The organism is Arthrobacter agilis (assembly GCF_006494655.1).
GTDB classification, from domain to species: domain Bacteria; phylum Actinomycetota; class Actinomycetes; order Actinomycetales; family Micrococcaceae; genus Arthrobacter_D; species Arthrobacter_D agilis.
This window is the reverse complement of the sequence record NZ_VHIM01000003.1, coordinates 76,907-102,965: the sequence shown is the minus strand read 5'-3', so window position 1 is coordinate 102,965 and position 26,059 is coordinate 76,907. Positions and strand designations below refer to the sequence as shown.

The following is a 26,059-nucleotide window of genomic DNA, read 5'->3' as shown; positions in this document are numbered from 1 at the left end:
CCGGAACGGGTCAGCCGAGCTTCGAGGGCCTGCTGCCGTGGTCGCGGGACTCCAGTTCCTCCGGTCCGGCGACGTGCTCGCTCCCCCGGGCGCGGGCGACCGCCGTCATGCCGTGGAAGATGATCAGGGCGGCCGCCGTTCCGAGGGCGATCCCCGCGAACGTCAGGTCCCCGATGACCCAGGTGAAGTCCGCGATCCCGATCACCAGGGCAACTCCCGCTGTGGAGAGGTTGATGGGATTGGAGAAATTGACCTGGTTCTGCACCCAGATGCGCACCCCGAGGACGCCGATCATGCCGTAGAGCACCACGCCCGCGCCGCCGAGGACACCCGCGGGGACGGTGGCGATGAGCGCCCCGAACTTCGGGAGGAGGCTGAGCAGGATGGCCACGATCCCCGCCACCCAGTACGCGGCCGTCGAGTACACGCGCGACGCCGCCATCACCCCGATGTTCTCCGCGTAGGTGGTGGTACCCGAACCGCCTCCCGCGCCCGCGATCATGGTCGCGAGGCCGTCGGCCATCAGTGCCCGACCGGTCAGTGGATCGAGGTCCCGGCCGGTCATCGCCGCCACGGACTTCACGTGTCCGATGTTCTCGGCCACCAGGACGAGGACCACCGGGACGAAGAGTCCGACGACGGACAGGTGGAACTCCGGTGCCGCGAACTCGGGGAGACCGATCCACGCGGCATCGTTGATCGCGGCGAAATCGACCTCTCCGCGCACCATGGCGACGACGTAGCCGGCGAGGACACCCACCAGGATGGAGAGCCGCCCGAGGATGCCCTTGAAGAGGACCGTGACGAGCAGGATCGCGATCACGGTGACGAGGGCCGTGACGGGCGCCTGCTCGAAGCTCGCCTTGGCCGTGGGTGCCAGGTTGAGGCCGATCAGGGCCACGATGGCGCCCGTGACGATGGGCGGCATGGCCACCTGGATCCACCGCGCCCCGGCGGTGTGCACGATCAGCCCGATGATGGCGAGTGCTGCCCCGGCCATGATGATGCCACCCAGCGCGCCCGCCGGGCCGTGCTGCGACTGGGCGGCGGCGATGGGCGCGATGAAGGCGAAGCTCGAGCCGAGGTAGCTCGGGATGCGGTTGGCCGTGATGACGAGGAACAGCAGCGTCCCGACACCCGAGAACAGCAGGGTGGTCGACGGCGGGAAGCCCGTGATGAGCGGCACGAGGAACGTGGCTCCGAACATCGCGACCACGTGCTGGGCGCCGATGCCGATGGTCCTCGGCCAGGTCAGCCGCTCGTCGGGAGCGACATAGCCGCCCGGAACGACGTTCCTGCCGTCCCCGTGCAGGGTCCAGCCGATACCGCGTGTGCTCATGGGGGTGCCTTCCGGATGCGTCGGGGTTCCGGGAAATCCTATCGGCAGCGCGTGACGGGAGTGTTACGTTGCTTGTCAGCGAGCAAAGGGGCAAGGCTGATGGGATTCACGGTCCAGGGACGCACCGTGCTGGTGACGGGCGCCGGCAGGGGCATGGGGAGGCTGTATGCGGAGCGGGCCGCGCGTGAGGGTGCGGCCGCCGTCGTGCTGTGGGACGTCGACGCACGGGCGCTCGAGGACACGGTGGCGGTCCTCGGCCCCACCGGTACCGCCGTCCACAGCTACGTGGTCGACGTCGGCTCCGGCGGGTCCATCCGGGCAGCTGCGGACGCCGTCCTGAACGACGTCGGTGTGCCCGACGTCCTCGTGAACAATGCGGGAATCGTCCGGGGCAAGTACTTCTGGGAGCACGAGCACGACGCCGACATCGACCTGACCCTCCGGATCAACACGGCGGGTCCCATGCACGTGGCACGGGCCTTCCTGCCGGCGATGATCGCGCGTGGCACGCCCGGACGCATCCTCAACGTGGCGTCGGCGTCGGGCACCCTGGCCGTCCCGCGGATGAGCGTGTACGCGGCGTCGAAGTGGGCCGTGATCGGCTGGAGCGATTCCCTCCGACTCGAACTGCGCGCCGCCCGCCACCCGATCGCCGTCACCACCCTGATCCCCAGCTACATCAGGACCGGCATGTTCGAGGGCGCCCGCGGCCCCCTGCTGACCCCGCTCATGGAACCGGGGTACGTGGTGGGCAGGGCGTGGGAGGGCATGCTGGCCGGCCGGGCGCGCGTCCAGTTGCCGTGGACCGTCCAGCTGGCGGGAACGCTCCGCAACCTGCTGCCACAACCCGCCTGGGACGTCGTCGCCGGGCGGGTCTTCCGGGTCTACAGCTCCATGGACCACTTCACCGGGCGCCCGGACGGCGCCACCCCCGACCCGAAGGGCGAGCGATGAACGCCGCAGCACTCCTGGACCGCCGACGCCGGTACTTCGCCACCGGTGCAACCCGGCCCGTGGGCTGGAGGCGTGGCCAGCTCGACGCCCTCCGCCGCCTGCTGACCGAGCGTGAGCAGGAGCTCACGGCCGCGCTCGAGGAAGACCTCGGCAAGAGCCGCACGGAGGCGTTCCTCTCCGAGATCGCCGTCGTGCGCGCCGAGCTGGACTTCGCCCGCCGGCACCTGGCGCGCTGGATGGCGCCCGAGAAGATCGCCGTGCCGGGTGGGTTGCGGCCCGGACGCGCGTGGACGCAGGCGCGGCCGCTCGGCGTCGTGCTCATCATCGGCCCGTGGAACTACCCGCTGCAGCTCGTGCTCGCACCGCTCGTCGGGGCGCTCGCGGCGGGCAACGCCGCCGTGCTGAAGCCCAGCGAGCTGGCCACCGCCACGTCGGCGGTCCTGGCCCGGCTCCTGCCGCTGTACCTCGACACGGACGCCGTCACGGTGATCGAGGGCGGCGCGGAAGTCAGCTCCGACCTCCTCGCGCAGCCCTTCGACCACGTGTTCTACACGGGTGGGGAGCGCGTCGGGAAGATCGTCATGAAGGCTGCGGCAGAGCACCTCACGCCCGTGACGCTCGAGCTCGGCGGCAAATCCCCCGCCGTCGTCGTGGGCGGCGACCTCAGGGCCGCAGCCCGCCGGATCGCCTACGGGAAGTTCATGAACGCGGCGCAGACGTGCGTGGCGCCCGACTACATCCTGACGACGCCGGCGGCCGCACCCGCACTCGCCGAGGCGCTCGCCGACGCCGTGCAGGATTTCTACGGGACGGACCCGCGGACGTCGGGGGACTACGGTCGCATCATCAACGACCACCACTTCGACCGGCTGGTCGGGCTCCTGGACGGCGGCACCGTGGTGTCCGGCGGTCGCCACGACCGCGCGGAGCGGTACATCGAGCCGACCGTGCTGCGGGACGTGGACCCCGACTCACCGCTCATGCAGGAGGAGATCTTCGGCCCGCTGCTGCCCGTCCTCGAGGTCGAGGACCTCGACGCCGCGATCCGCTTCATCGGTGCGCGACCGCACCCGCTGGCCGCGTACCTCTTCAGTGACCGCGCCGAGCACCTGGCCGCGTTCACGGAGCGGGTGCAGGCGGGCGGCCTGGCCCACAACGTCTGCACCATCCAGCTCGCCGTGCCCGGCCTGCCCTTCGGGGGCGTGGGGGCGAGCGGGACGGGCAGCTATCACGGCCGGCAGTCCTTCGTGACCTTCAGCCACCTGCAGCCCGTGTTCTCCAAACCCGCCGGGGTGGACACGCTGCGGCTGGCATATCCACCGTTCGGCAGGGTCAAGCGCGTTCTGCTGCGCAGGCTCCTCTAGCTGTCCCGGCGCGGGATGCCGGCCCGGGCCGTCGCGCCCGGGCACGCCAGGTTCAGCTGATCACGCCGTCCACCAGGGCCTTCGCCTCGGCCTGCACCTGCCGGAGGTGCTCCTCGCCGCGGAAGGACTCGGCGTAGATCTTGTAGACGTCCTCGGTGCCGGACGGGCGGGCCGCGAACCAGGCGTTCTCGGTCGTGACCTTGAGGCCGCCCACGGGAGCGCCGTTGCCGGGCGCCTCGGTCAGGCGTGCCGTGATCTCCTCGCCGGCCAGGGTCGTGGCGGTCACGTCCGACGGCGCGAGCTTGCCCAGTGCGGCCTTCTGCTCCCGCGTGGCGGCGGCGTCGATCCGCGCGTACACGGGCGCACCGAAACGATCGGTCAGCGCGCCGTAGTGCTGCGAGGGCGTCTTCCCGGTCACGGCGGTGATCTCCGAGGCCAGCAGTGCCAGCAGGATGCCGTCCTTGTCGGTGCTCCACGGGGTGCCGTCGAGGCGGAGGAAGGACGCACCGGCGGACTCCTCGCCGCCGAAGGCCAGTTCACCGCTCAACAGGCCCGGGACGAACCACTTGAAGCCCACGGGGACCTCCTGCAGCACGCGCCCGAGGTCAGCGGCGACGCGGTCGATGATCGACGAGGAGACGAGGGTCTTGCCGATCACGGCGTCGGCGCGCCACTGGGGCCGGTGCGCATAGAGGTACTGGATGGCGACGGCGAGATAGTGGTTCGGGTTCATGAGCCCGGCGTCGGGCGTGACGATGCCGTGGCGATCGGCATCGGCGTCGTTGCCCGTCGCGATGTCGAACTGGCCCGCCTGCTTGATCAGCGAAGCCATGGCGTGCGGGGAGGAGCAGTCCATCCGGATCTTCTCGTCCCAGTCGAGGGTCATGAACGCCCACTGCGGATCCACCGTCGGGTTGACCACCGTCAGGTTCAGGTTGTGGCGCTCGCCGATGGCCCCCAGTAGTCCACGGCTGCACCACCCATGGGATCGGCGCCGATGTGCACGTTCGCGGAGCGGATGGCGTCGAGATCCAGCACCGAGGGGAGATCGTCGACGTAGTGCTGCAGGAAGTCGTAGGAACTGATCCCCTCGGCGGTGCGGGCCTGCGCGAGCGGCATCCGCCGGACGCCCTGCAGTCCGCCCTCGAGCAGTTCGTTGGCGCGGTTCGCGATCCACGTGGTGGCGTCGGAGTCCGCGGGGCCCCCGTGCGGAGGGTTGTACTTGAAGCCGCCGTCCGCCGGGGGGTTGTGGGACGGGGTGATCACGATCCCATCCGCCTGCTCGGTGCGCGTCGCGTTGTAGGTGAGGATGGCGTGCGAGACGGCCGGCGTGGGAGTGTAGGCGCCACGCGCATCGATGAGCACGGTCACGTGGTTGGCCGCGAGGACCTCCAGGGCCGTGTTCTGCGCCGGCTCGGAGAGCGCGTGGGTGTCCTTGCCCATGAAGAGCGGCCCGCTGATGCCCTGCCCCGCCCGGTACTCGACGATCGCCTGGGTGATCGCCGCGATGTGCCCCTCGTTGAAGGACGACTTCAGGGAAGAGCCGCGGTGTCCCGATGTGCCGAACGCCACGCGCTGCGCGGGATCGGCGAGATCGGGCGTCTGCTCGAAATACGCGTCGAGCAGACTGGTCACGTCTACGAGGTCGCTGGGAAGGGCAACGGTGCCCGCTCGGTTAGCCATGGCCCCAGCATCTCAAAGAACGCCGCCGATTACACCCGGTTGCCCGCCGACTGATCATCAGTAAGCTGAGGATGGTCACCCGGTCCGGGTGGAGACGCGATCGGAAGGCGACACCATGAGCGAGAATTCCAGCGAAACCCCTACCGGCGATCCCGAGGAGCAGGGCGCCGAGAAGGCCGGCACCCTCGACGAGCAACTCGCGGGTGGATACGGCGGACCGGGCACGGACGAGGAAGTGGCCCCCGACTTCGAGGCGGACAACGACGGCGGTTCGACCGTCTGACACTCCTGAGGCGATGACCCGCCTGGCGCGCTGACCCGCCTGCCGCGCCGGCACGCCCTCCGCGGCGTCGTCGGGCACCGTGATGTGACGACGCCGGAGGGAGACGGACGGGATCTGGCGCCGTGGCGCCGTGGAGAGGCCGGAGGGAGACGGACGCGATCGGGCGCCGCTCCGCAGGGCCCGCGGTTAGGGTGGACGGGTGATCACGCCCGTGCAGCCCCGCCCACTCAGGATCGTCCTCGCGCCCGACTCGCTCAAGGGCAGCCTCCCGGCAGCGGAGGCTGCCCTCGCCATGTCACGGGGTGTGGCAGGGGCGGCGCGCCGGCTCGGGCACCCGGCGCCCGACGTCGTGCTGGCGCCCCTGGCCGATGGCGGCGAGGGCACCCTAGACGCCCTGCTCGCGGCGTGGGGTGCCGCATCGCGGAGCGTGGCCTGCCACGACGCAGCCGGTCGGCCGCGCACGGCGCGCTACGGCCTCTCGGCCCGCCCCGCAGGCTCCGGCCGACCGACCCGAGGCGTCCTCGAGGCGGCCGAGGCGAACGGGTTGCCGTTCGTGGCGGATCTCCCGCTCGATGCCCTCTCCGCCACGAGCTACGGCGTCGGCGAGATCGCCGCTCGCCTCCTCGACGACGGCGCCGAGGAGATCCTGCTCTGCGTCGGCGGGTCGGCGACGACGGACGGCGGGGTGGGGCTCCTGTCCGCCCTGGGCGCGCGTTTCCTCGACCGGGACGGGAACCTGCTCCCGCCGGGTGGCGGGTCGCTCGCAGCACTCGCCCGCATCGACCTCGCCGGGCTCCATCCCCGGGCCGCGGCCACCCGCTGGCGCATCGCGGTCGACGTCGACAACCCGCTGTGCGGTCCCCGCGGCGCGGCCGCCGTCTTCGGTCCGCAGAAGGGCGCCACGTCCGGGGACGTCGCCGTCCTGGACCACGGGCTGGCACATCTCGCGCGGGTCCTCGCGGAGGCGACGGGCGTCGACGTCGTCGACCTGCCCGGCATGGGGGCCGCCGGTGGGCTGGCCGCCGTGCTGGTCGCCTTCTTCGCCGCGGAGATCGTCCCGGGCTCGGCGCTCGTGGCCGATGCCGTCGGGCTCGCCGCGGCGCTCGCCGACGCCGACCTCGTGCTGACCGGCGAGGGGTCCTTCGACTCGCAGTCCCTGGGCGGCAAGGTGGTGCAGGCCGTCGTCGAGAACGCTCCCGCCACCTGCGCCGTCGTCGCGATCGCAGGGCGCGTGCAGCTCGGGGCCGCCCAGGTGCAGGACGCCGGACTCGCCGCGGCCTTCTCCCTCGCCACGGGTCCGCTGCAGCTCGAGGACCTCATCCGGGATGCGGGGATCCTGATGGAGGAGACCGCCGCGCACGTGTACGGGGTGTTCGCCGCCGCGCGGACCGGCCCCGGCGTCAGACCGTGATCTCGCGCTTGAGGATCTTGCCCGTGGGGCCCTTGGGCAGGGCGTCGACGAGCACCACACGGCGCGGGTACTTGTAGGCGGCCACGCGGTCCTTCGCGAAGTCGACGATCCCCGCGGCGAGGGCTTCCTTCGCGGCGTCGTCGGCGGGTGCGTGCTCGGCCTTGATGCCGATGACCGCGACGATCTCCTCGCCGTGCAGGTCATCCGGTACGCCGATCACGGCGGCCTCGGCCACCGCCGGGTGCTCGTACAGCACCTCCTCCACCTCGCGCGGGTACACGTTGTACCCGCCGCGGAGGATCACGTCCTTCTTGCGGTCCACTATGAAGATGAGGCCGTCCTCGTCGATCCGTGCGAGGTCGCCGGTGCGGAACCACCCGTCGGGAATCGCGGCCGCGGTGGCGTCCTCGTTCTCCCAGTAGCCCTTCATGACGCAGTGGCCACGGACGGCGAGCTCGCCCACCTCGCCCTGGGCCACCTCGGTGCCCTCGGGGTCGAGCATCCGGACCTCGACCCCATCCACCGGCGTGCCGATGGAACCGGGCTTCCGGAGCTCGCCCGCACGGTTGAAGCTGACGATCGGCGAGGTCTCGGACAGGCCGTAGCCCTCCAGGAGCTCGGCACCGAAGACGCGCTCGAACTCGTGCAGCACCTCCACCGGCAGTGCCGAGCCGCCCGAGACGGCCACGCGCACGGAGGACAGATCCGTGTCCTTGACGGAGCCGTGGCGGAGCATCGCGATGTACATCGTGGGTACGCCCTCGAAGATCGTGACGCGGTCGCGGGCGATGATCTCCAGGGCCTTGCCGGGCTCGAAGCGCGGGAGCAGGGTGACGGTGGCGCCCGTGAGCACGGCCGCGTTGAGCGCGCACGTCTGCCCGAAGATGTGGAAGAACGGCAGCCCGCCGAAGAGCACCTCACCCTCGGCGGTCTTCATGAGGTCGCGGGAGATCTCCGTGTTCCGGGAGAGGTTGGTGTGGGAGAGCGTGGCGCCCTTCGGCCGGCCCGTGGTGCCCGAGGTGTAGAGCACCACGGCGGTGTCCTCGCCATCGACCTCCACGACGCCCGGCGTCGGCTCGGCGCCGGAGACCTGCTGCATGAACGCGCCACTGTCCACGGTGATCACGGTGACCTCCCCGCCGGCCTCCGTTCCGGCCGCGTCCGCCCCGGCCTGCGCCTCGGCGATGATGCCCTCCCACGCGAAGACCAGCCGGGCGCCGGAGTTCGTCAGGTGGTAGGCGACCTCGCGGCCCTTGAGAAGTGGATTGAGCGGGACCACGACGGCGCCGGCCCGGAGCACCCCGTAGTAGACGAAGGCCATCTGCGGGATGTTGGGCATGACGAGCGCCACCCGATCACCGCGCTGCACGCCGTGCTCGATGAGGAGCGTCGCGACCTTCTGGCTGAGCACCTCGAGGGCGCCGAACGTGACCTCCACGTCGTCGAGCTTGATAGCGACCGCCGAGGGGCTTCTCGTGGCGGTGGCGACAAGATTGTTGGCGAGGTTCGACACGCGATCTCCTTTGATCCTTCGACGACTGCTGGAGCGACTGCCCAGGCGACCGGTGGCTCCCGCTGCGGAAGTTACCGGTGGGTAGAAGTCTGTGGGATCGCGCGCGGCGGCGCAACAGGGGCCGCCGCGGGCCTAGCGGACCCCGCTCATCGACCTGCGGATCACCGGTGCAGCGGCGAGGAGGGCGCCACCGAGGATCAGCGCGGTGATGCCGCTGAACGCGAAGTACGGCACCTCCGTCTCCTCCGAGTAGAAGCCGGCGAGGAGCCCGGACACCGTGGTGCCGAGCGAGATGGAGAGGAAGAACAGGGCCAGCATCTGCGTCCGGAATGCCTCGGGTGCCAGCTTGGTGGTCACGGACAGGCCGATGGGGGAGATGAACAGTTCCGCCCAGGTGAACAGCAGCAGGATCCCCGCCAGGCCGAGCAGCGGCGTGGTGTTCGGACCGCCGCCCGCGAAGGGGATGAACGCCAGGAAGGCCAGACCCATCACCATCAACCCGAGGGCGAACTTCACGGGCGACGACGGCTGGCGGCTGCCGAGGCGTGTCCAGACCGCCGCGAAAATGCCCGCGAAGACGATGATGAACACCGGATTGATGGACTGCACCATGCCCGGAGGCATCTCCCAGCCGAACAGGTTCCGGTCCAGGCGGCTCTCGGAGTACAGCGCCACCACGGTGAACTGCTGCTGGAACAGCGACCAGAAGGCGGCACTCGCGACGAACAACGGCATGAACGAGTACACGCGCCGACGCTCCACAGCGGTGACCCTGCGGCTCGTGAGGATCACCGCGAAGTAGGCGATCGTCGCGGCGATCGCGGTGTAGGCCATGACGTTCGCGAGGTTCCCGGCGTCGAGCAGGCCGGTGGCGACGACCACGGCGATCAGGACGACGGCGGCGGCGGCGATCAGGATCCAGTGCCGGTATGCGCTGCGCGGCAGGGGATTCTCGACATCGTGCGCCGTGGGCGGCAGGTTCTTGCGGGCCGCCGCGTACTGCACGAGTCCCGCTGCCATGCCGATCGCGGCGAGGCCGAAGCCCACGTGGAAGCCGTAGGCGTCCCAGGCGAGGTTGGTGAGCAGGGGGCCCACGAGGGCACCGATGTTGATGCCCATGTAGAAGATGGAGAAGCCCGCGTCGCGGCGGTCGTCGCCGGGAGCGTAGAGCGTCCCGACGAGCGAGGAGGCGTTCGCCTTCAGCCCGCCCGAACCGACGCCGACGAGGACCAGGCCGATCGCGAGGCCCACCGCTCCGGGCAGCAGGGCGAGGGCGATGTGCCCGCTCATGATGATGATCGCGGAGAAGAACAGGACGCGTTCCGAGCCGAGCACGCGGTCGGCGAGCCATGCCCCGAGGATCGTGGACAGGTAGACGCCTCCGCCGTACGCGCCGACGAGTCCTGCGGCCACACCGGCGTCGAGGCCGAGCCCGCCCTCCGCCAGCGAGTACGTCATGTAGTAGAGGAGCAGCGCCTGCATCCCGTAGAAGGAGAAGCGTTCCCACAACTCCACGCTGAAGAGGTTCGCGAGCATGCGCGGGTGACCGAAGAACGTTTTCCCGCCGGTGGCGGCGGTCTGCTGGGGTGCGCTCATTCCATCCATGGTGCCGCGGCCCGGGAGGGAAGCACAATTCGAGGATTACTGCCGGAGTGCCTCGATCTGTGCTGACACGGCGAGGAGCTGGGCCTCCTCGCCCGGCCGTCCGATGAGCTGCACGCTCATCGACAGCCCGTCGGGAAGGCGAAGGGTGGGCACCGTGACGGCCGGCAGGCCACAGACGTTGACCATCGAGGTGTAGGGGGAGTAGCGGCACTGGCGCAGGTAGTCCGTGTCGCCGTCGGCATCGGTGTACCAGCCGATCGGTCGGGGAGTCATCGCGACGGCGGGCGTCAGGATCATGTCGTACCGCGCGTACTGGCGGATGGTGTCGTACTCGAACTGCCGGAGGACGTCCACCGCTCCGGCGAGGTCGGCCGTGCTCCGGCCGAGCGCCCGGCGGCGCAGCACGCGCGTGATGTCCATGAGGCGCTCTTCCCGCTCGGGCGGGAAGGCGGCGGTGGCGAGCCCGGCGGTCCAGACGAGCTGGAAGGCCTCGTGGTAGCGGCTGTCGTACGTGAGGTCGGCGTCGACGACGTCGTGCCCGGCGCCCTGCAGGAGCCGGATGCCGGCGTGGAAGGAGTCGACGGCCGCGCTGTCGAGGTCGAGGCCCCCCGCGAATTCCTCGGCGCCGGAGAACGGCGAGACCGTGCTCACGCCGATCCTGAACCTCCCCTCGCCCCGGAGAGCCGCATCGACATAGCTGCCGGGGTAGCGCGAGGCGGCGCTCGTGGGCCGGTAGTTCGGCTCGCGGACCAGGGCATCGAGGAGCAGCCCGGCGTCGGCCGCTGAGTGGGCGAGGGGACCCGCGACGACGAACTGGCCCAGGTCGGCCTGTCCCGAACCCGAGGGCACCCGGCCGCGGTTCGGCTTCAGTCCCACGAGGCCGGTCGCGGCTGCGGGGATCCGCACCGAGCCGCCGCCGTCCGTTCCCGGGGCGAAGGGGATCATGCGCGCCGCCACGGCGGCCGCACTTCCGCCGGAGGAGCCTGCAGGGCTCAGCCGCGGATCGAGGGGGTTGCGGGCCGGCGGGGCGATACGGTTCTCGCTGTAGCAGCTCAGGCCGAACTCGGGCACCTGCGTCTTGCCGAGACTGATGGCGCCCGAGCGTCGCAGCACCGACGCCAGGGGTGCGTCCTTCTGCGCCACTGCAGGCTCGAGTGCTGCCGTGCCGAGCGTGGTCCGCACCCCGGCGACGTCGGTTAGGTCCTTGTGGGCGAGCGGCATGCCGTGCAGCGGACCCACGGCCACGCCGGAGGCGAGCAGGCGGTCGGCGTGGTCGGCCGCACGGAGGGCGTCGTCGTGGGTGACCGTGACGAAGGAGGAGAGGCCGGGGTTCAGGGCGTCGATGCGGCGGAGGAAGTGTTCCGTCACCTCACGGGCGCTCACCTCACCGCGGGCCAGCGCGTCCCTGAGGGCCAGGGCCGGAAGGTCGTGCAGTTCGCTCATGGGTACTCCAGGGGTGGCGGCCGATGACGGGCACGCCGCGCCGCGGGCCCTGGACGTCGAAGGGGACAGGTGGATCAACAGGGTCAACTATAGGGAGCCTGCGCGGGCGCCGTAGCAATGGCCTGCCGGGCCGCAGCGTGGCAAGGTAGGCGGATGAGCGAACCACAGAACGTGCCGGTGACAGCAGTGCCCGGCGACGCCCGTGTCCTCGACGTCCGCGAGGACTACGAGTGGGAGGCCGGCCATATCGACGGTGCCGTGCACATCCCGCTCGATCAGCTCCCCGAGCGCTTCGGGGAACTCGATCCGGACGAGGACCTGCACGTGATCTGCCGGGCCGGCGGCAGGTCCCAGCGGGCGGCCGAGTGGCTCGAGAGCCACGGCTACACGGCCATCAACGTGAGTGGGGGCATGGGGGCGTGGCTCGAGGCCGGGCGGCCGATGGTGTCCGAGACGGGCAGCGAGCCCGCCGTCCTGTGACACCGCCGTCCTCCTACACCTATCTCGGCCCGGAGGGCACCTTCACCGAGGCGGCGCTGCTCCAGGTCCCCGGTGCGGGTGGTGCGCGGCGCGTACCGGCGCTCACCGTCGGCTCGGCGCTCGACGCCGTCCGTGCGGGCTCGGTGGACGCCGCGATGGTGCCGATCGAGAACTCGGTCGAGGGGGGTGTCAGTGCCACCCTCGACGCCATTGCCGTCGGCGCTCCGCTGCGGATCCTTCGCGAGGAGCTCGTCCCCATCACGTTCGTGCTCGCGGGCAGGCCGGGCGCGGGGCTAGGCGACGTCCGGCGGATCGCGACGCACGGTCACGCCTGGGCCCAGTGCCGCACCTGGGTCGATACGAATATCTCGGACGCGGAATATTTCCCTGCGTCGTCGACCGCCGCTGCCGCTCACGGACTCGCCGAGGGTGAGGAGGGCTACGACGCCGCCATCTGCTCACCCCTGGTGGCGGAGCGCCTCGGGCTCGCGGTCCTCGCGCGGGACATCGGCGACGTCACCGACGCCGTGACCCGGTTCGTCCTCGTCGGGCGGCCGGAGGACCTCCCGCCACGGACGGGAGCGGACAAGACCACCCTCGTGATCCCGCTGCCCGAGGACCACCCGGGCGCCCTCATGCAGATCCTGGACCAGTTCGCCGCGCGCGGGGTGAACCTGAGCCGGATCGAGTCGCGGCCCACGGGACAGTTCCTCGGAGACTACTTCTTCAGCGTGGACGCGGACGGCCACGTCGAGGACGCCCGCGTGGCGGACGCACTCAAGGGACTCCACCGGATCAGCCCGGGTCTCAGGTTCCTCGGCTCCTACGCGCGCGCGGACCGGCGTTCGCCCGCCGTCGAGCGCCACACCTCGGACGACGCCTTCGCGGCCGCGGACGGGTGGCTCGGGGACATCCTCGGAGGGCGCTGACAGCCGACGGGGAACGGGGCGTCCGACGGGGCAAAAGCACAGTAGGCTTACCATCTAAGGTCCACCCGACTCGAAGGCTGGTTCACGTGATGGCTCGATTGCGCCGCAGCAACACGCGCAGGCCCGGTATCTCCCGCCGCAGGCACGGCAAGGGCTTCAGCTACCGCGCCCCGAGCGGCGAACTCCTGCAGGACCGCGAGGAGATCGAGCGCATCAAGGACCTCGTCATCCCGCCGGCCTGGAAGGACGTGTGGATCGCGCCCTACCCGAACGGGCACGTCCAGGCCATCGGCACGGACGACGCCGGTCGCCGCCAGTACATGTACCACCCGGCCTGGCGCGAGCAGAAGGACCGCGAGAAGTTCGACCGCGCGCTCGATTTCGGCGCGAAGCTCCCGAGTGCCCGCCGTGCCATCACCCAGCATCTCAGGAGCGACGGCGTGCAGCGCGAGCGCGCCTTCGCGGCCGCACTGCGAATCGTCGACTCCGGAGCGCTGAGGATCGGGTCCGCACAGTACGCGGAGGCCAACGGGTCCTTCGGGGTCACCACGCTGCTCGTGGAGCACTGCACCATCGACGGGAACGTGATCGTCTTCGACTTCCCGGGCAAGAGCGGCCAGCACTGGGACACGCGGCTCGAGGACGAGGATCTCGCCGCCGCCCTGCGTCCCATGGTGGGGCGCGAGGCTGCGGACACCGTCCTCGCCTATCAGTCCGACAACGGCGCATGGCACCACGTCGACGGCGCGCAGCTGAACGAGTTCCTCCGCCAGGTCACGGGCGGACCCTTCACGGCCAAGGACTTCCGGACCTGGCAGGCCACGGTGGTCGCCGCCATGGCGCTCGCGAAGGAGGACGTCGGGGCCACCACCCGGACGGCGCGGCAGAAGGCGGTCACCGCCACGATGAAGGCCGTCGCGGACCACCTCGGCAACACCCCGACGGTGGCGCGCAGCTCCTATGTGGACCCCCGGCTGGTGGACCGCTTCATGAGCGGTGAGGTCATCCCGATCGCCACCTACTCGGCCTCCGAGAAGGCCGTGCAGGAGCTGCTGCGCGACTGAGCGCTGCAGCTCGTTTCCAACCACCCCGATGGTCAGTACGCTGGCAGCGGGCGCCCAACGAGGAGCGCATCCTTCGACGAAAGGCAGCACCATGACCGAGAACGCCCATGGAGGACACATCGTCAATCCCAACGAGGGTGACGGCTCGACGTCGGATCCCAACTGGCACGGCGACACGGGGGACCAGGGCAATGACCTGCGGTTCGCCGAGGAGCAGGCCCTGATCAACGAGCAGTCCGACCGCGCGGACCGCGATCCTTCGGAGGCCGTCGAGGCAGCCGAGCAGGAGGGCCACTACACGAGTAGCGATCCCGCCGGCGCATCGGGAGGCTTCACGTCCTCGCAGGACCCTGCCGAGGAGGGCGAATACACCGACAAGGACAAGCCCCTCGTCGAGGCCCCCGAGGGTGAGGGCGAGTACACGGACCGCAACCGCTAGGAGCGGCGCACCAGCCGCTGCCACCGCCTCTGGAGGTCCGGGAGCGGCAGGACCGAAGTGGACCCTGATGGTCCGGGTGCCGGCGCCGGCACCCGGACCATCAGCGCATCCGGGTCCACCCGGGCGGTCATGGACGTCGTGGCACCGGCGGCGTCGCCGTCGAGCTGGGTGGCGATGGGATCGCCCGACCACACCGTCACCTCCCGCGCACGGTAGTAACTGATGACCGGGGTGCCGCCGCGGTGCCGGAGCAGGATCTTCGCCGCCATCCAGGTCCAGCCGAGCAGGCTGCGCGGGCTGAGGACCACCACGTCGAGGAAGCCGTCGTCGATCACCGCGTTCGGCACGAAGTCCACGCCGGCCGGCAGCTTCCCGCAGTTCGCCACGAGCAGGCTGCGCACCTTGCGGCTCTGCGGGGGCTGCCCGTCGAGGCTGATCGAGATGCGTCGGCGGCGCCCCGGCAGGTGGCGCACGCCGGCCTCGCTGTAGGCGAGCCACCCGAACTTCTCCTTGAGGTCCTGCTTCGCGTCGGCCACCACGCTGGCGTCGAAGCCCACGCCGCCCATCACGAGGAACGGATGCTCCGAGCTGGTCCCCAACTGGTCGTTGCGCAGGGTGATACGCGCCATGTCGATGCGTCGCTCATGTCCGTGCAGGGCGATCCGCAGGCACCCGGCGATGTCGTGGTAGGGCAGGCCCAGATTGCGCACCAGGAGATTCCCGGTGCCAAGCGGCAGGAGCCCCAAAGCTGCCGGGCGGTGCGCGAGGGCCTGCGCGACAGCGCGCACGGTGCCGTCCCCGCCCGCAGCGACGACGACGTCGGCGCCCGCCTCCAGCGCCCGCAGGGCCTGCCCGGTCCCCGGGTCCTCGACCGTGGTCTCGAGGATCAGGGGCGGCTCCCATCCGGCGTCGGAGCACGACCGCTCCACGAGTTCGCGCGTCACCCCGGCCTGCAGTTTGGACGGATTGAGCACCAGGGCCACGCGCTGCATCCCCTCGGCGACGGGCAGCGATTCGTGCACCGACGCGGTAGGGGGACGGGTCTGCTGCAACCGCCGGACCGACCAGTAGGTCTGCAGGGACGCGGCGGCGGCGGAGGCCGCGGCCGTCCCTGCGAGTAGTTTGCGGCGCATGGTCACCCACAATAGCGGCGAGGTGCGGGCGATCCGCGGCGTGCAGGGGTTTGGGTAGTCTTGACCGTGTGATTGACGTCAACGACCTCCGCCTGAATCCCGAGCAGTACCGAGCATCACAGCGCGCGCGCAGGGCGGACGAGTCGCTCGTCGACGCCATCCTCTCGTCGGACACGAGGCGTCGCGAGGCCGTGACCTCCTACGAGACGCTCCGGGCCGAGCAGAACGCCTTCGGCAAGCGCGTGGCCCAGGCCAGGGGCGAGGAGAAGCAGGCCCTCCTCGCCGAGGTCAAGGAACTGGCCGCGTCCGTCAAGGCTGCCGCCGCCACGTCCGAGGAGGCGAAGGCCGAGCAGGAGGCGCTGCTCCGGAAGCTGCCGAATCTCGTCCAGGACGGCGTCCCCGAGGGCGGGGAGGACGACTACGTGGTCCTCAGGACGGTCGGCACACCCCGGGACTTCGCGACCGAGGGGTTCGAACCGAGGGACCACCTCGAGATCGGCGAGCTGATCGGCGCCATCGACATGGAGCGCGGCGCGAAGGTGTCCGGCTCCCGTTTCTACTTCCTCAAGGGCGTCGGAGCGCGGCTGGAGATCGCCCTGCTGCGCATGGCGCTCGACCAGGCCATGGAGGCCGGGTTCACCCCGATGATCACCCCCACGCTCGTGCGGCCCGAGACCATGCAGGGCACGGGCTTCGACATCGCGCACGACGCCGAGATCTACCGCCTCGAGGAGGACGACCTCTACCTTGTCGGCACGTCCGAGGTGGCGCTCGCCGGCTACCACTCCGACGAGATCCTGGACCTGACCGCGGGTCCCGCGCGCTACGCAGGCTGGTCGTCCTGCTATCGCCGCGAGGCCGGCTCCCACGGGAAGGACACCCGCGGCATCATCCGCGTCCACCAGTTCAACAAGGTGGAGATGTTCACCTACACCACGGTCGAGGACGCGGCGGCCGAGCACGAGCGCATGCTCGTCTGGGAGGAGCAGATGCTCGCGAAGGTGGAACTGCCGTACCGGGTCATCGACACCGCCGCCGGCGATCTCGGCATGTCCGCCGCCCGCAAGTTCGACTGCGAGGCCTGGGTACCCACGCAGGGGGACTACCGGGAGCTGACCTCGACGTCGAACTGCACCACGTTCCAGGCGCGTCGGCTCGGCATCCGGGAGCGGCAGGACGGCGAGGGCCAGAAAGGCACCCGCGCCGTGGCCACCCTCAACGGAACGCTCGCCACCACGCGCTGGATCGTCGCCATCCTCGAACACCACCAGAATCCCGACGGCTCGGTCACCGTCCCGGCCGCACTGCGCCCCTATATTAACGGACTGGAAACGCTCCCGGTACTGTGAGCGTTCTCCTACCCCGGTGTCGGCGGGGTCTGCTTCACTGAGGTATGAGTACCTTGACCACTGCCGGCATCGATGACCGGCACGAGAACCGAACACACCATCTGATCGCCCTCGATGTCGACGGCACCCTCGTGGACCACGAGGGCGCCATGACGGAGGAGGTGCGCGACGCCGCGCGGGCCGTCATCGAGGCCGGGCACGACGTCATCATCGCGACGGGCAGATCGCTCGGCGCCACCCTGCCCGTCATCCAACTCCTCGGGATCACCCGGGGCTACGCCGTGTGCTCCAACGGCGGCGTGACACTCCGCATCGACGCGACGCTGCACGAGGGGTTCGAGGTCCTCGAACGGGTGACCTTCGATCCGGAACCGGCCCTGAGCGCACTGCGCGAGCGACTCCCGTCCGCGAAGTACGCCCTCGAGGACGATCGCGGGCGCTTCCTCTCCACGGAGAGCTTCCAGGACGCGAGCTTCGGCTCCGAGGCGGAGAACGTGGGCTTCGAGGAGATGCTCCGGAGCCGTGCGGTGCGCGTGGTGGTCTTCAGCACCGACAGTTCGGCCGAGGAGTTCGGCGCCGCCGTCGCGTCGATCGGCCTGCACGGGGTCACCTACTCGGTGGGGTGGACCGCCTGGCTGGACATCGCGGCGTCCGGAGTGACGAAGGCCAGCGCCCTCGAGGTGCTGCGCCGACGCATCGGCACGGATCCCGCTTTCACGGTCGCCGTGGGCGACGGGCGCAACGACATCGAGATGCTGCAGTGGGCGGGGCGCGGGGTCGCCATGGGCCAGGCTCCGGACGAGGTACGGTCAGCCGCTTCCGAGATCACGGGCAGCGTGTACGACGACGGCGCCGCGAAGGTCCTGCGCTCGTTGGTCTGACCGCCCGGCTTGGCGGATCCACTCTCGGGCGGCGACCACCCCGTGCTGCGAGACAGCCGCCCGCTCGTGCTTCCCACCGGTCTGCGCCGTCAGTACGCCAGGCTCGCCTCCGGCAGGGTGGCCGGTCCGTGTGTGAGGTCCAGCAGCCGGGCTGCCGCGGGCCGCGTCGCCCACTCCTCGAGCCAGTGCGAGCGGACGACGGCGCGGCTCACGGCCTGGGCGGTGATGCCGAGCTCCTGCGCCACGTACTTCTGCTGTCCACGGGCACCGGGTGTCATGAGATCGACGACGGCCCATTCGGCGTCCGTCCGGGTGTGGACGATCTGCCCGAGCAGGCGCAGCACGGCCTCGGCCTCCGCGGCGATCGCGCCGTCGGGCCCCTCCACGGCGAGCGGGATGCGCTCGCCGGTCTTCCGTGCGCGGTCGACGGCGCGCCGGGCGTACACCAGCCCGTAGCCGCTCCCGTCCACGATCCGCTCCGGGAGCGGCGGGGTCAGTCCGCCGACGCCGATCCCCACGTGCCAGCGCCTGGAGCGGATGGCCCGGAGTGCGGCATCCACGGCCGTGGTGGCGCTGTCCACAACGCCCTGCACCTCGTCCCCCACCGATCGTTGGAAGGGGACGACGGTCGGGAGGTCCCGCAGGGCCTTCAGGAGCTCGTCCACGAGGTCGCCGACGTCCCGGGAATCGCGCTGGTTGATCGTGAGGACGTAGGGCATGGCTTCAGTATGAAGCGCGGGAGGCCGAAAACAACCGAAGCCGGTTGATCTGAACGCAGAAAGCTCCCGCAGCAGCACGCGCTGCGGGAGCTTTCTGCGGCAGACAGTGGGCAGGCCTAGCGGCCTTCCGGCGTCTCCGTCGTGTTCTCCGCCTCGGCGTCGACGTCGCGGCCCTGCGGCTCGTCGACCTCGCTGGCCTCGCCTGCCTCCTTGAAGCGCTGCAGGGAGGCCTCGACCTCCGCCTCGGCCTCTTCGCGGCCGGCCCAGTCGGCGGCTTCGACCCATTTGCCGGGCTCGAGATCCTTGTACTTGGTGAAGAAGTGCTTGATCTCGTCCAGGAGGAAGTCCGAGACATCGCTCAGGTCCTGGATGTGGTCGAAGCGCGGGTCGACGGGGACGCAGAGGACCTTCGCGTCGCCGCCGCCGTCGTCCGTCATGTTGAAGACACCGATGGGCCGGGACTCCACGAGCACGCCCGGAACGAGGTCGAAGTCCTGCAGCATGACCAGCGCATCCAACGGATCGCCGTCCTCGCCGAGCGTGTTCTCGAAGTAGCCGTAGTGCGTGGGGTACTGCATGGCGGTGAAGAGGACCCGGTCCAGGCGCAGGCGGTGGGTCTCGTGGTCGATCTCGTACTTGACGCGCGAGCCCTTCGGGATCTCGATGGTGACGTCGAGCTTCATGGTCATGGCAACTCCTGTGGGTCGATGGTGCGGGTCGCAGGGCCGGCCGGACCTCCGGAGGAAGCCGGCCCGGCCGGGCTACTGTTTGATCGTCAGCCCTAACATATCGGTCGGCCGCCGCTCGGGGGGCATCGACCATGACGGCCGCTCCGGCCGGAAGCCCTTGCGGAAGGACCCGATGAAGCGATGGCGCCGCCTGCTGGGCGGGTTGGTGCTGGTCCTCGCCATGGCGGCGCTGGCCGTCCCGACCGCTGTCCATGTCACACCCGCGGTCCTCGCCGCGATCGATCCGCCGCCGCCCGCCCCGTTGCCCGTTCCGCCCGCGCTGCAGGTACCCCCGACCGAGGTGGCGCTGCCCCACGTCGTCGTGCCCCTCCCGACGGCGGCGCCCACGCCGGGTCCGGCGGCTCTGGCGGGGCAGCTCGACGCAGCCCTCGAGGTGGCGGGTCCGGGCTCCTTCGCCGGGACGGTCGTCGATGCGGCCGACGGCACGGTCCTCTACGACCGGGACGCCGCACGGGCCCAGGCCCCCGCCTCGACGCTCAAGCTGTTCACTGCCGTTGCTGCCCTGACCTACAACCGGCCCGACACCGTCCTGACGACGTCGGTCCTCACCTCGACGGCGACGCCCGGGGCGCTCTATCTCCGGGGGGGCGGTGACGTGCTCCTCGGCTCGGGACGGTCCGAGCCGGACGCCGTGGTGGGCCGCGCAGGCCTCGGGACCCTCGCCGCCGAGACCGCGGCCGCGCTCCCGGCAGGGTCCGGGCCCTACACCGTGCTGCTCGACGACAGCCTCTTCACCGGCGCCCTCCTCAACCCGACCTGGGCGGAGGGGGATATCGAGGCCGGGGAGATCGCCCCGGTGCACTCCCTCGCCATCAACTCGGGGTGGATCGAGGAGGGCCGCACCGGCGGACCGCGCTCGCAGGACGCCGCCCTGGCTGCTGCGCGCAGCTTCGCCGATGCGCTCACGGCTGCGGCCGCCGAGCGCGGGATCACCGTCGGGGGCGAGGTGCAGCGCCGCCCGGCTCCGGAGGATGCCGACGTGCTCGCCGCTGTCGCATCGGCGCCCCTCGAGGACCAGGTGCGGCGCATGCTGGAGGTCTCCGACAACTACCTCGCCGAGGCGCTCGCGCGGGCAGCAGCACTGGGCAGCGGGCGCCCGGCCTCGTTCGGGGGCGCCACCGACGCCCTGGGTGCAGCCGCGACGCACCTGGGCGTGGCCGCGGAGGGCCTCATGATCGGGGACGCCGCCGGCCTGTCCGTCCGGAACGCCGTGAGCCCCGCCCAGCTCGCGTCGCTGGTCCGCGCAACCACGGTATCGACGGATCCCGGTCTGTCCGTCGTCGCGCGGTCCCTGCCCGTCGCGGGCCTGACCGGGACCCTCTCCCAGCGATTCACCGCCGGCCAGCCTGCCGCGGCGGGAGCCGGTACCGTGCGCGCGAAGACCGGGACGCTCAATGCGGTCACGGGTCTTACGGGCCACGTGGTCACCGTGGACGGTCGCCTGCTCGTGTTCTCCTTTTTGGCGGCCGGACTCGACGGCAACACCGCGGAGGCCCGCGCAGCGGCAGACCGGGCCGCCGCGGTCCTCGCCGGCTGCGGGTGCCGCTGACGCACCATCGGTCGTATCGGTCGTGTCGGTCACGATCGCCGTCGGTCACCGACCACGGACGGTCGACGTCCCCGGAACCCTCCGTCAGCAGGATGTGATCGAATAGGCGCATGTCCAGGAACACCTCCGCAGCACCCCGCCCGCAGCTGGTCAACTGGGATATCGCGGCGTCGACCGCCGCGTCCCTCACCCCCGCCGGACCCACCATGACGCCCGCCGAGATCGCCCGTGCCGTGCAGAACATGCGTGAGCTGGCGGACGCCTCCGTCGGCCACGTCCATGCCATCTCGCGCCTCGACGCCGCCAGGGACCTCCGCGACTCGGAGCTGCTGATCGTGGACCGGGCGTCCTGGTCCAAGGCCAACGCGCAGAGTTTCCGCACCCTCATGGAGCCTGCGCTGGACCAGCTGGCGGCAACACGCCCGGACATCCTGACATCGGCGTCCTTGGCACTCGGCGGGACCCTCACCGGCGCGCAGCTCGGCGCCATCCTCGCCTTCCTCTCGAGCAAGGTGCTCGGGCAGTACGATCCCTTCGTCGCATCGCGCAACGGCGCCGGCGGTCGCCTCATGCTGGTGGCCCCGAACATCATCTCCGTGGAGCGGGAGTTGAATGTCGATCCCTCCGACTTCCGTCTGTGGGTGTGCCTGCACGAGCAGACGCACCGCGTGCAGTTCGCCGCCGCCCCGTGGCTGAAGGACCACATGACGGCCCACATCGGGCAGTTGACCACGGGCCTGATGGGCAAGGCGGATTCCCTCTCCGAGCGGCTCGGCGCCGCGGTGAAGTCCATCGGCTCCGGCAGGTCCCGCGGGAAGGGGGAGGGCACGGACGGCGTCCCACCGCAGGAGGCAGGTGTGCTGTCCATCCTGCAGGACCCCGAGGACAAGGCCCTCCTGTCCCACCTGACCGCGGTCATGAGCCTGCTCGAGGGGCACGCCAACGTCGTCATGGACGGTGTGGACGGCAGTATCGTCCCCTCGGTCAAGACCATCCGTCGTCGTTTCAATGCCCGCGGCAAGTCCCGCGGCCCCCTCGAGAAGGTCATCCGTCAGCTCATGGGACTGGACGCGAAGATGCGTCAGTACAGTGACGGCTCGAAGTTCGTGCGGCGCGTGGTCGGCCAGACCGGCATGGACGGGTTCAATGCTGTGTGGGAGTCGGCCGAGCACCTGCCCACCGAGCGGGAGATCCACACGCCGGACGAGTGGATCGACAGGATGAGCCTGCGCCGCCATGGGTAGGCGTCCGCGGCTCCTTCCTGCCGTCGGCACGGCCCGCAACATGCTGGAGGCGAGCCTCGGGGACGTGCTGCGGGCGGACGCGGGGGGTCGGACGCCGCTCGTCCTCGTGGCCTGCAGCGGTGGGCCGGACTCGCTGGCGCTCGCCGCGGTAGCTGCGTACTTCGCGCAGACGGACCGGTGCCGCGTGGGTGCCGTCGTCGTCGACCACGGCCTCCAGGAGGGCAGCGCCCGCGCTGCGGAGGGGGCTGCCGCCGCGGCTCGCGGGCTCGGCCTCGACCCCGTGGAGGTCCGTCGGGTGGAGGTGCGGAAGGACGGCATGGGCCCGGAGGCGTCCGCCCGGAGCGCACGGTACGCCGCGCTCGACGACGTCGCCGCCCGGCTCGATGCGTCAGCCGTCCTCCTCGGGCACACGTTGGACGACCAGGCGGAGCAGGTGCTCCTGGGTCTCGCCCGCGGCTCCGGCACCCGGTCCCTGGCCGGCATGCCACCCCGCCGCGGCCTGTACCTGCGGCCGTTCCTCGACCTGCGGCGCCAGGAGACCGAGGCCATCTGCGCCTTCTACGGCCTGGAGCCCTGGCACGATCCCACGAACCAGGACCCGGCCTTCGCCCGGTCCCGCGTCCGCGTGGAGGTGCTCCCCTTCCTCGAGGACCAGCTCGGTCCCGGCATCGCGCGAGCCCTCGCCCGTTCCGCCCAAATTCTGGGTCAGGACGCGGACCTCCTCGAGCGCTTGAGCGCGGAATCCTACCGGTCGCTGCGGATCGACGGCGGGGATGGCACTCTCCTGCTGCCCGAGGACGGCCTGCTGGCGTTGCCCGCTGCCCTGAGGCAGCGGGTCCTCGCACTGGCTGCCCTGGAGCTCGGTGCCTACCAGCCCAGCTTCGAGCGCCTGCGGGCCGCCGAGTCACTGCTGGACCGGAAGGGTTCCGCGGGGCCCGTCCAGCTCGGCGGGAAGGTGAGCGTCCACCGCCAGGTCCGCGGGCGGGCGGTTCTCCAGGGAGAAGCAAGCTATGGCAATCTTGTCCTCAGTAGCAATCGCAGCAACGGCCCCGGTGTGAAGCAGTCGCACCGGCCAACCCAGGAGTGACCCGTGGATTCCAACGACGTCCAGTCAGATCTCAAGCACGTCCTCTATTCCAAGGAGGAGATCCAGCAACGGATCAACGAACTGGCGCAGCAGATCGACAAGGACTACGAGGGCCGCGACATCCTCCTCGTCGGAGTGCTCAAGGGTGCGGTGATGGTCATGGCTGACCTCGCACGTGCGCTGCACTCCCACATCACCATGGACTGGATGGCGGTCTCCTCCTACGGCTCCGGGACGCAGTCCTCGGGCGTGGTGCGCATCCTGAAGGATCTCGAGACGGACCTCATGGGCAAGCACGTCCTCATCGCCGAGGACATCATCGATTCGGGACTCACACTGTCCTGGCTGAAGGCGAACCTCCTCTCCCGCGGGCCGGCGTCGGTGGAGATCTGCACGCTCCTGCGCAAGCCCGAGGCCGCGAAGGTGGATATCGACGTGAAGTACGTCGGCTACGACATCCCGAACGAGTTCGTGGTGGGGTACGGCCTCGACTTCGCGGAGAAGTACCGCAATCTCGACTTCATCGGCACCCTCGCGCCGCACGTCTACGAATAGGCCGTTCCACGGGGCGCACGCCCTCTACGCCGACAGGGAACTATCGGCACAATCCGCGCGTGGTGAATCTCAGACGGTGTATATGTTGAGGTGCTTTTAAGGCGGACGCTCGACAGTGAGCCCGGACATTCTTACGTGCATCAGCAGGAGGGACAGGGCGTGATGCCCTGAGACGAATGAAATTCAAGAACATCTTCAAGGGGCCCATCTTCTGGATCGTCTTGGCGGTCGCGGCGCTCCTGCTGATCCTTCCCAACCTGTTCAGCACGGGCGGAAACCGCATCGACACGAGCGACGGCCTGGAACTTCTCCGGGGAGGCACTGTCACCCAGGCGAAGATCTACGACGGCGAGCAGCGCGTCGATCTCACGCTCGACGAGGCCTTCGAGGAGAAGGGCGAGCAGGTCCAGTTCTTCTACAGCACGGCGCGTGCCGAGGACATCGTCGCGGCGATCAACGACTCCGGCGCGGAGGGCTTCACCGACCAGCCCGCAGAGAGCAACTGGTTCCTCAGCCTCGCCGGACTGATCTTCCCCATCCTGATCCTCGGCGTCATCTTCTGGTTCCTCCTCAGCCGCATGCAGGGCGGTGGCTCGAAGGTCATGCAGTTCGGCAAGTCCAAGGCTAAGCTCATCTCCAAGGACATGCCTCAGGTGACGTTCAACGACGTCGCAGGTGCCGACGAGGCCGTCGAGGAGCTCCTCGAGATCAAGGAATTCCTCCAGGAGCCCGCGAAGTTCCAGGCACTCGGCGCGAAGATCCCCAAGGGCGTGCTCCTCTACGGCCCTCCCGGGACCGGGAAGACGCTCCTCGCCCGTGCCGTCGCGGGAGAGGCCGGCGTCCCCTTCTATTCGATCTCGGGCTCGGACTTCGTCGAGATGTTCGTCGGCGTCGGTGCCTCCCGTGTGCGGGACCTCTTCGAGCAGGCCAAGAACAACTCGCCGGCCATCATCTTCGTCGACGAGATCGACGCCGTGGGTCGCCACCGCGGCGCCGGCGTGGGGGGCGGCAACGACGAGCGTGAGCAGACGCTGAACCAGCTCCTCGTGGAGATGGACGGTTTCGACGCCACCACCAACGTCATCCTCATCGCGGCGACCAACCGTCCCGACGTGCTCGACCCCGCCCTGCTCCGTCCGGGCCGCTTCGACCGGCAGATCGGTGTCGAGGCACCCGACATGAAGGGCCGCGAGCACATTCTCACGGTGCACGCGAAGGGCAAGCCCATGGCGGGCGGTGTCGATCTCAAGGGCGTCGCGAAGAAGACCCCCGGCTTCACCGGCGCCGACCTGGCCAACGTGCTCAACGAGGCCGCACTCCTCACGGCACGCTCCAACGCGCAGCTGATCGACGACCGTGCGCTTGACGAGGCGATCGACCGCGTGATCGCGGGCCCGCAGAAGCGCAGCCGGGTCATGAAGGAACTCGAGCGGAAGATCACCGCGTACCACGAGGGTGGACACGCGCTCGTCGCGGCCGCGCTCCGCAACACCGACCCGGTGACGAAAGTGACCATCCTCCCCCGCGGCCGCGCACTGGGCTACACGATGGTGATGCCGAGCGACGACAAGTACTCGGTCACGAGGAACGAACTGCTCGACCAGCTGGCGTACGCGATGGGCGGTCGCGTCGCCGAGGAGATCGTGTTCCACGACCCCTCGACGGGCGCCTCGAACGACATCGAGAAGGCCACGGGGACGGCCCGGAAGATGGTGACGCAGTACGGCATGAGCGAGCGGGTCGGAGCCGTGAAGCTCGGCCAGGGTGCGGGCGAGCCGTTCCTCGGCCGCGACATGGGCAGCGACCGCGACTACTCCGACCAGATCGCCCTCGTCGTGGACGAGGAGGTGCGCCGACTCATCGACAACGCGCACGACGAGGCCTACCAGATCCTGACGGAGAACCGCGACGTCCTCGATCAGCTCGCCCTGGAACTGCTGGAACGCGAGACGCTGAACCAGGCGGAGATCGCCGAGGTCTTCACGACCGTGCGGAAGCGCGGACTGCGTGAAGTGTGGCTGTCCAAGCAGACCCGTCCCGTCCACTCCCTGCCCCCCGTCGTGTCCAAGAAGGAACGCGCGGAGGCGCTCGAGAGCGGGCAGCCCGCCCCCGAGACCGTCGCTCCGCAGGACCAGATCGCCGACGCGAACATCCCCAGCGGGTTCGACGTCGGAGAATCGGATCTCCCGTCGTCCGAGCCGGGCGAGGGTCCTGCGGACAGCCGCGACGCGTAGTCCCGCAGCGGTGAGCCGCCGGTCAGTGGACCGACGGCGAGTAGTGCCCGAT

The 26,059-nt window shown here is 70.3% G+C and carries 22 protein-coding genes and 1 pseudogene; 15 read left to right on the top strand and 8 right to left on the bottom strand.

Going from position 1 to position 26,059, the window contains the following annotated elements:
- Positions 1–10: 10 nt before the first annotated feature.
- Complete coding sequence (locus tag FJV46_RS05300) at positions 11–1,339, bottom strand: uracil-xanthine permease family protein (protein WP_087029191.1); 1,329 nt, start codon at positions 1,337–1,339, stop codon at positions 11–13.
- Between the two features lie 99 nt (positions 1,340–1,438).
- On the opposite strand from FJV46_RS05300, the gene FJV46_RS05295 reads away from it, so the two are divergent.
- Together FJV46_RS05295 and FJV46_RS05290 are read left to right on the top strand one after the other, a co-directional pair.
- A complete protein-coding gene (locus FJV46_RS05295; protein WP_087029193.1) occupies positions 1,439–2,293 on the top strand; it encodes an SDR family NAD(P)-dependent oxidoreductase in 855 nt (284 codons plus the stop codon).
- Positions 2,290–3,657 (top strand): aldehyde dehydrogenase family protein, encoded by a 1,368-nt coding sequence (locus FJV46_RS05290; protein ID WP_087029195.1) that lies wholly within the window; start codon positions 2,290–2,292, stop codon positions 3,655–3,657. The genes FJV46_RS05295 and FJV46_RS05290 overlap by 4 nt, the downstream gene beginning before the upstream one ends.
- A 52-nt stretch (positions 3,658–3,709) precedes the next feature.
- Here FJV46_RS05290 and pgm read toward each other — a convergent pair.
- Positions 3,710–5,340 (bottom strand): annotated as a pseudogene (gene pgm / locus FJV46_RS05285) (phosphoglucomutase (alpha-D-glucose-1,6-bisphosphate-dependent)).
- Between the two features lie 115 nt (positions 5,341–5,455).
- Here pgm and FJV46_RS15190 point away from each other — a divergent pair.
- Both FJV46_RS15190 and FJV46_RS05280 read left to right on the top strand, forming a co-directional pair.
- Positions 5,456–5,623 carry a hypothetical protein gene (locus FJV46_RS15190; RefSeq protein WP_158250151.1) on the top strand — a complete coding sequence of 56 codons (168 nt, stop codon included), beginning with the start codon at positions 5,456–5,458 and terminating at the stop codon, positions 5,621–5,623.
- A gap of 199 nt (positions 5,624–5,822) precedes the next feature.
- Positions 5,823–7,034, top strand: a complete 1,212-nt coding sequence (locus tag FJV46_RS05280; RefSeq protein WP_087029198.1) for a glycerate kinase — start codon at positions 5,823–5,825, stop codon at positions 7,032–7,034.
- Here the strand turns inward: FJV46_RS05280 and FJV46_RS05275 are convergent.
- The 3 genes from FJV46_RS05275 to FJV46_RS05265 all read right to left on the bottom strand — a co-directional run bounded on the left by FJV46_RS05275 (position 7,024) and on the right by FJV46_RS05265 (position 11,595).
- The gene (locus FJV46_RS05275; RefSeq protein WP_087029199.1) at positions 7,024–8,547 is read right to left on the bottom strand and encodes a long-chain-fatty-acid--CoA ligase; all 1,524 of its coding nucleotides are present in this window, start codon (positions 8,545–8,547) and stop codon (positions 7,024–7,026) included. The two genes, FJV46_RS05280 and FJV46_RS05275, sit on opposite strands and share 11 nt — an antisense overlap.
- A 132-nt stretch (positions 8,548–8,679) precedes the next feature.
- Positions 8,680–10,143, bottom strand: a complete 1,464-nt coding sequence (locus FJV46_RS05270) for a peptide MFS transporter (RefSeq protein WP_197715704.1) — start codon at positions 10,141–10,143, stop codon at positions 8,680–8,682.
- Between the two features lie 45 nt (positions 10,144–10,188).
- A complete protein-coding gene (locus tag FJV46_RS05265; protein WP_087029203.1) occupies positions 10,189–11,595 on the bottom strand; it encodes an amidase in 1,407 nt (468 codons plus the stop codon).
- 153 nt (positions 11,596–11,748) lie between these two features.
- Between FJV46_RS05265 and FJV46_RS05260 the strand changes: the two genes are divergently transcribed.
- The 4 genes from FJV46_RS05260 (at position 11,749) to FJV46_RS05245 (ending at position 14,507) form a co-directional block, all read left to right on the top strand.
- Positions 11,749–12,075: a rhodanese-like domain-containing protein gene (locus FJV46_RS05260; RefSeq protein ID WP_087029205.1), complete on the top strand. Its 327-nt coding sequence runs from the start codon at positions 11,749–11,751 to the stop codon at positions 12,073–12,075.
- Positions 12,072–13,004: a prephenate dehydratase gene (pheA, locus tag FJV46_RS05255; RefSeq protein WP_087029206.1), complete on the top strand. Its 933-nt coding sequence runs from the start codon at positions 12,072–12,074 to the stop codon at positions 13,002–13,004. The genes FJV46_RS05260 and pheA overlap by 4 nt, the downstream gene beginning before the upstream one ends.
- 89 nt (positions 13,005–13,093) lie before the next feature.
- Positions 13,094–14,068 (top strand): DNA topoisomerase IB, encoded by a 975-nt coding sequence (locus FJV46_RS05250; protein WP_087029208.1) that lies wholly within the window; start codon positions 13,094–13,096, stop codon positions 14,066–14,068.
- A 91-nt stretch (positions 14,069–14,159) separates the two neighbouring features.
- Complete coding sequence (locus tag FJV46_RS05245) at positions 14,160–14,507, top strand: hypothetical protein (protein WP_087029210.1); 348 nt, start codon at positions 14,160–14,162, stop codon at positions 14,505–14,507.
- Here FJV46_RS05245 and FJV46_RS05240 read toward each other — a convergent pair.
- Positions 14,504–15,640: a diacylglycerol/lipid kinase family protein gene (locus tag FJV46_RS05240; protein ID WP_087029212.1), complete on the bottom strand. Its 1,137-nt coding sequence runs from the start codon at positions 15,638–15,640 to the stop codon at positions 14,504–14,506. The genes FJV46_RS05245 and FJV46_RS05240 overlap by 4 nt on opposite strands.
- A gap of 68 nt (positions 15,641–15,708) precedes the next feature.
- Between FJV46_RS05240 and serS the strand changes: the two genes are divergently transcribed.
- Entirely contained in the window at positions 15,709–16,989 is a 1,281-nt protein-coding gene (gene serS / locus FJV46_RS05235; RefSeq protein ID WP_087029214.1) for a serine--tRNA ligase, read from the top strand.
- Positions 16,990–17,033: 44 nt separating this feature from the next.
- Positions 17,034–17,870, top strand: a complete 837-nt coding sequence (locus tag FJV46_RS05230; RefSeq protein ID WP_087029216.1) for an HAD family hydrolase — start codon at positions 17,034–17,036, stop codon at positions 17,868–17,870.
- Between the two features lie 89 nt (positions 17,871–17,959).
- Here the strand turns inward: FJV46_RS05230 and FJV46_RS05225 are convergent, their stop codons facing one another.
- Positions 17,960–18,589: a hypothetical protein gene (locus FJV46_RS05225; RefSeq protein WP_087029218.1), complete on the bottom strand. Its 630-nt coding sequence runs from the start codon at positions 18,587–18,589 to the stop codon at positions 17,960–17,962.
- Between the two features lie 116 nt (positions 18,590–18,705).
- Positions 18,706–19,272 carry an inorganic diphosphatase gene (locus FJV46_RS05220; protein ID WP_087029415.1) on the bottom strand — a complete coding sequence of 189 codons (567 nt, stop codon included), beginning with the start codon at positions 19,270–19,272 and terminating at the stop codon, positions 18,706–18,708.
- Between the two features lie 178 nt (positions 19,273–19,450).
- Here FJV46_RS05220 and dacB point away from each other — a divergent pair, with 178 nt between their 5' ends.
- From dacB to ftsH, 5 genes are all read left to right on the top strand, one after another.
- A complete protein-coding gene (dacB, locus tag FJV46_RS05215; protein WP_232008540.1) occupies positions 19,451–20,887 on the top strand; it encodes a D-alanyl-D-alanine carboxypeptidase/D-alanyl-D-alanine endopeptidase in 1,437 nt (478 codons plus the stop codon).
- Between the two features lie 110 nt (positions 20,888–20,997).
- Complete coding sequence (locus FJV46_RS05210; protein WP_087029220.1) at positions 20,998–22,131, top strand: zinc-dependent metalloprotease; 1,134 nt, start codon at positions 20,998–21,000, stop codon at positions 22,129–22,131.
- Entirely contained in the window at positions 22,124–23,218 is a 1,095-nt protein-coding gene (gene tilS, locus FJV46_RS05205; RefSeq protein ID WP_179195218.1) for a tRNA lysidine(34) synthetase TilS, read from the top strand. The genes FJV46_RS05210 and tilS overlap by 8 nt, the downstream gene beginning before the upstream one ends.
- A 3-nt stretch (positions 23,219–23,221) precedes the next feature.
- Positions 23,222–23,773, top strand: a complete 552-nt coding sequence (gene hpt, locus FJV46_RS05200; protein WP_087029221.1) for a hypoxanthine phosphoribosyltransferase — start codon at positions 23,222–23,224, stop codon at positions 23,771–23,773.
- Between the two features lie 176 nt (positions 23,774–23,949).
- On the top strand, positions 23,950–26,007 hold the full coding sequence (gene ftsH / locus FJV46_RS05195; protein ID WP_087029223.1) for an ATP-dependent zinc metalloprotease FtsH: 2,058 nt from the start codon (positions 23,950–23,952) through the stop codon (positions 26,005–26,007).
- Positions 26,008–26,059 lie beyond the last annotated feature (52 nt).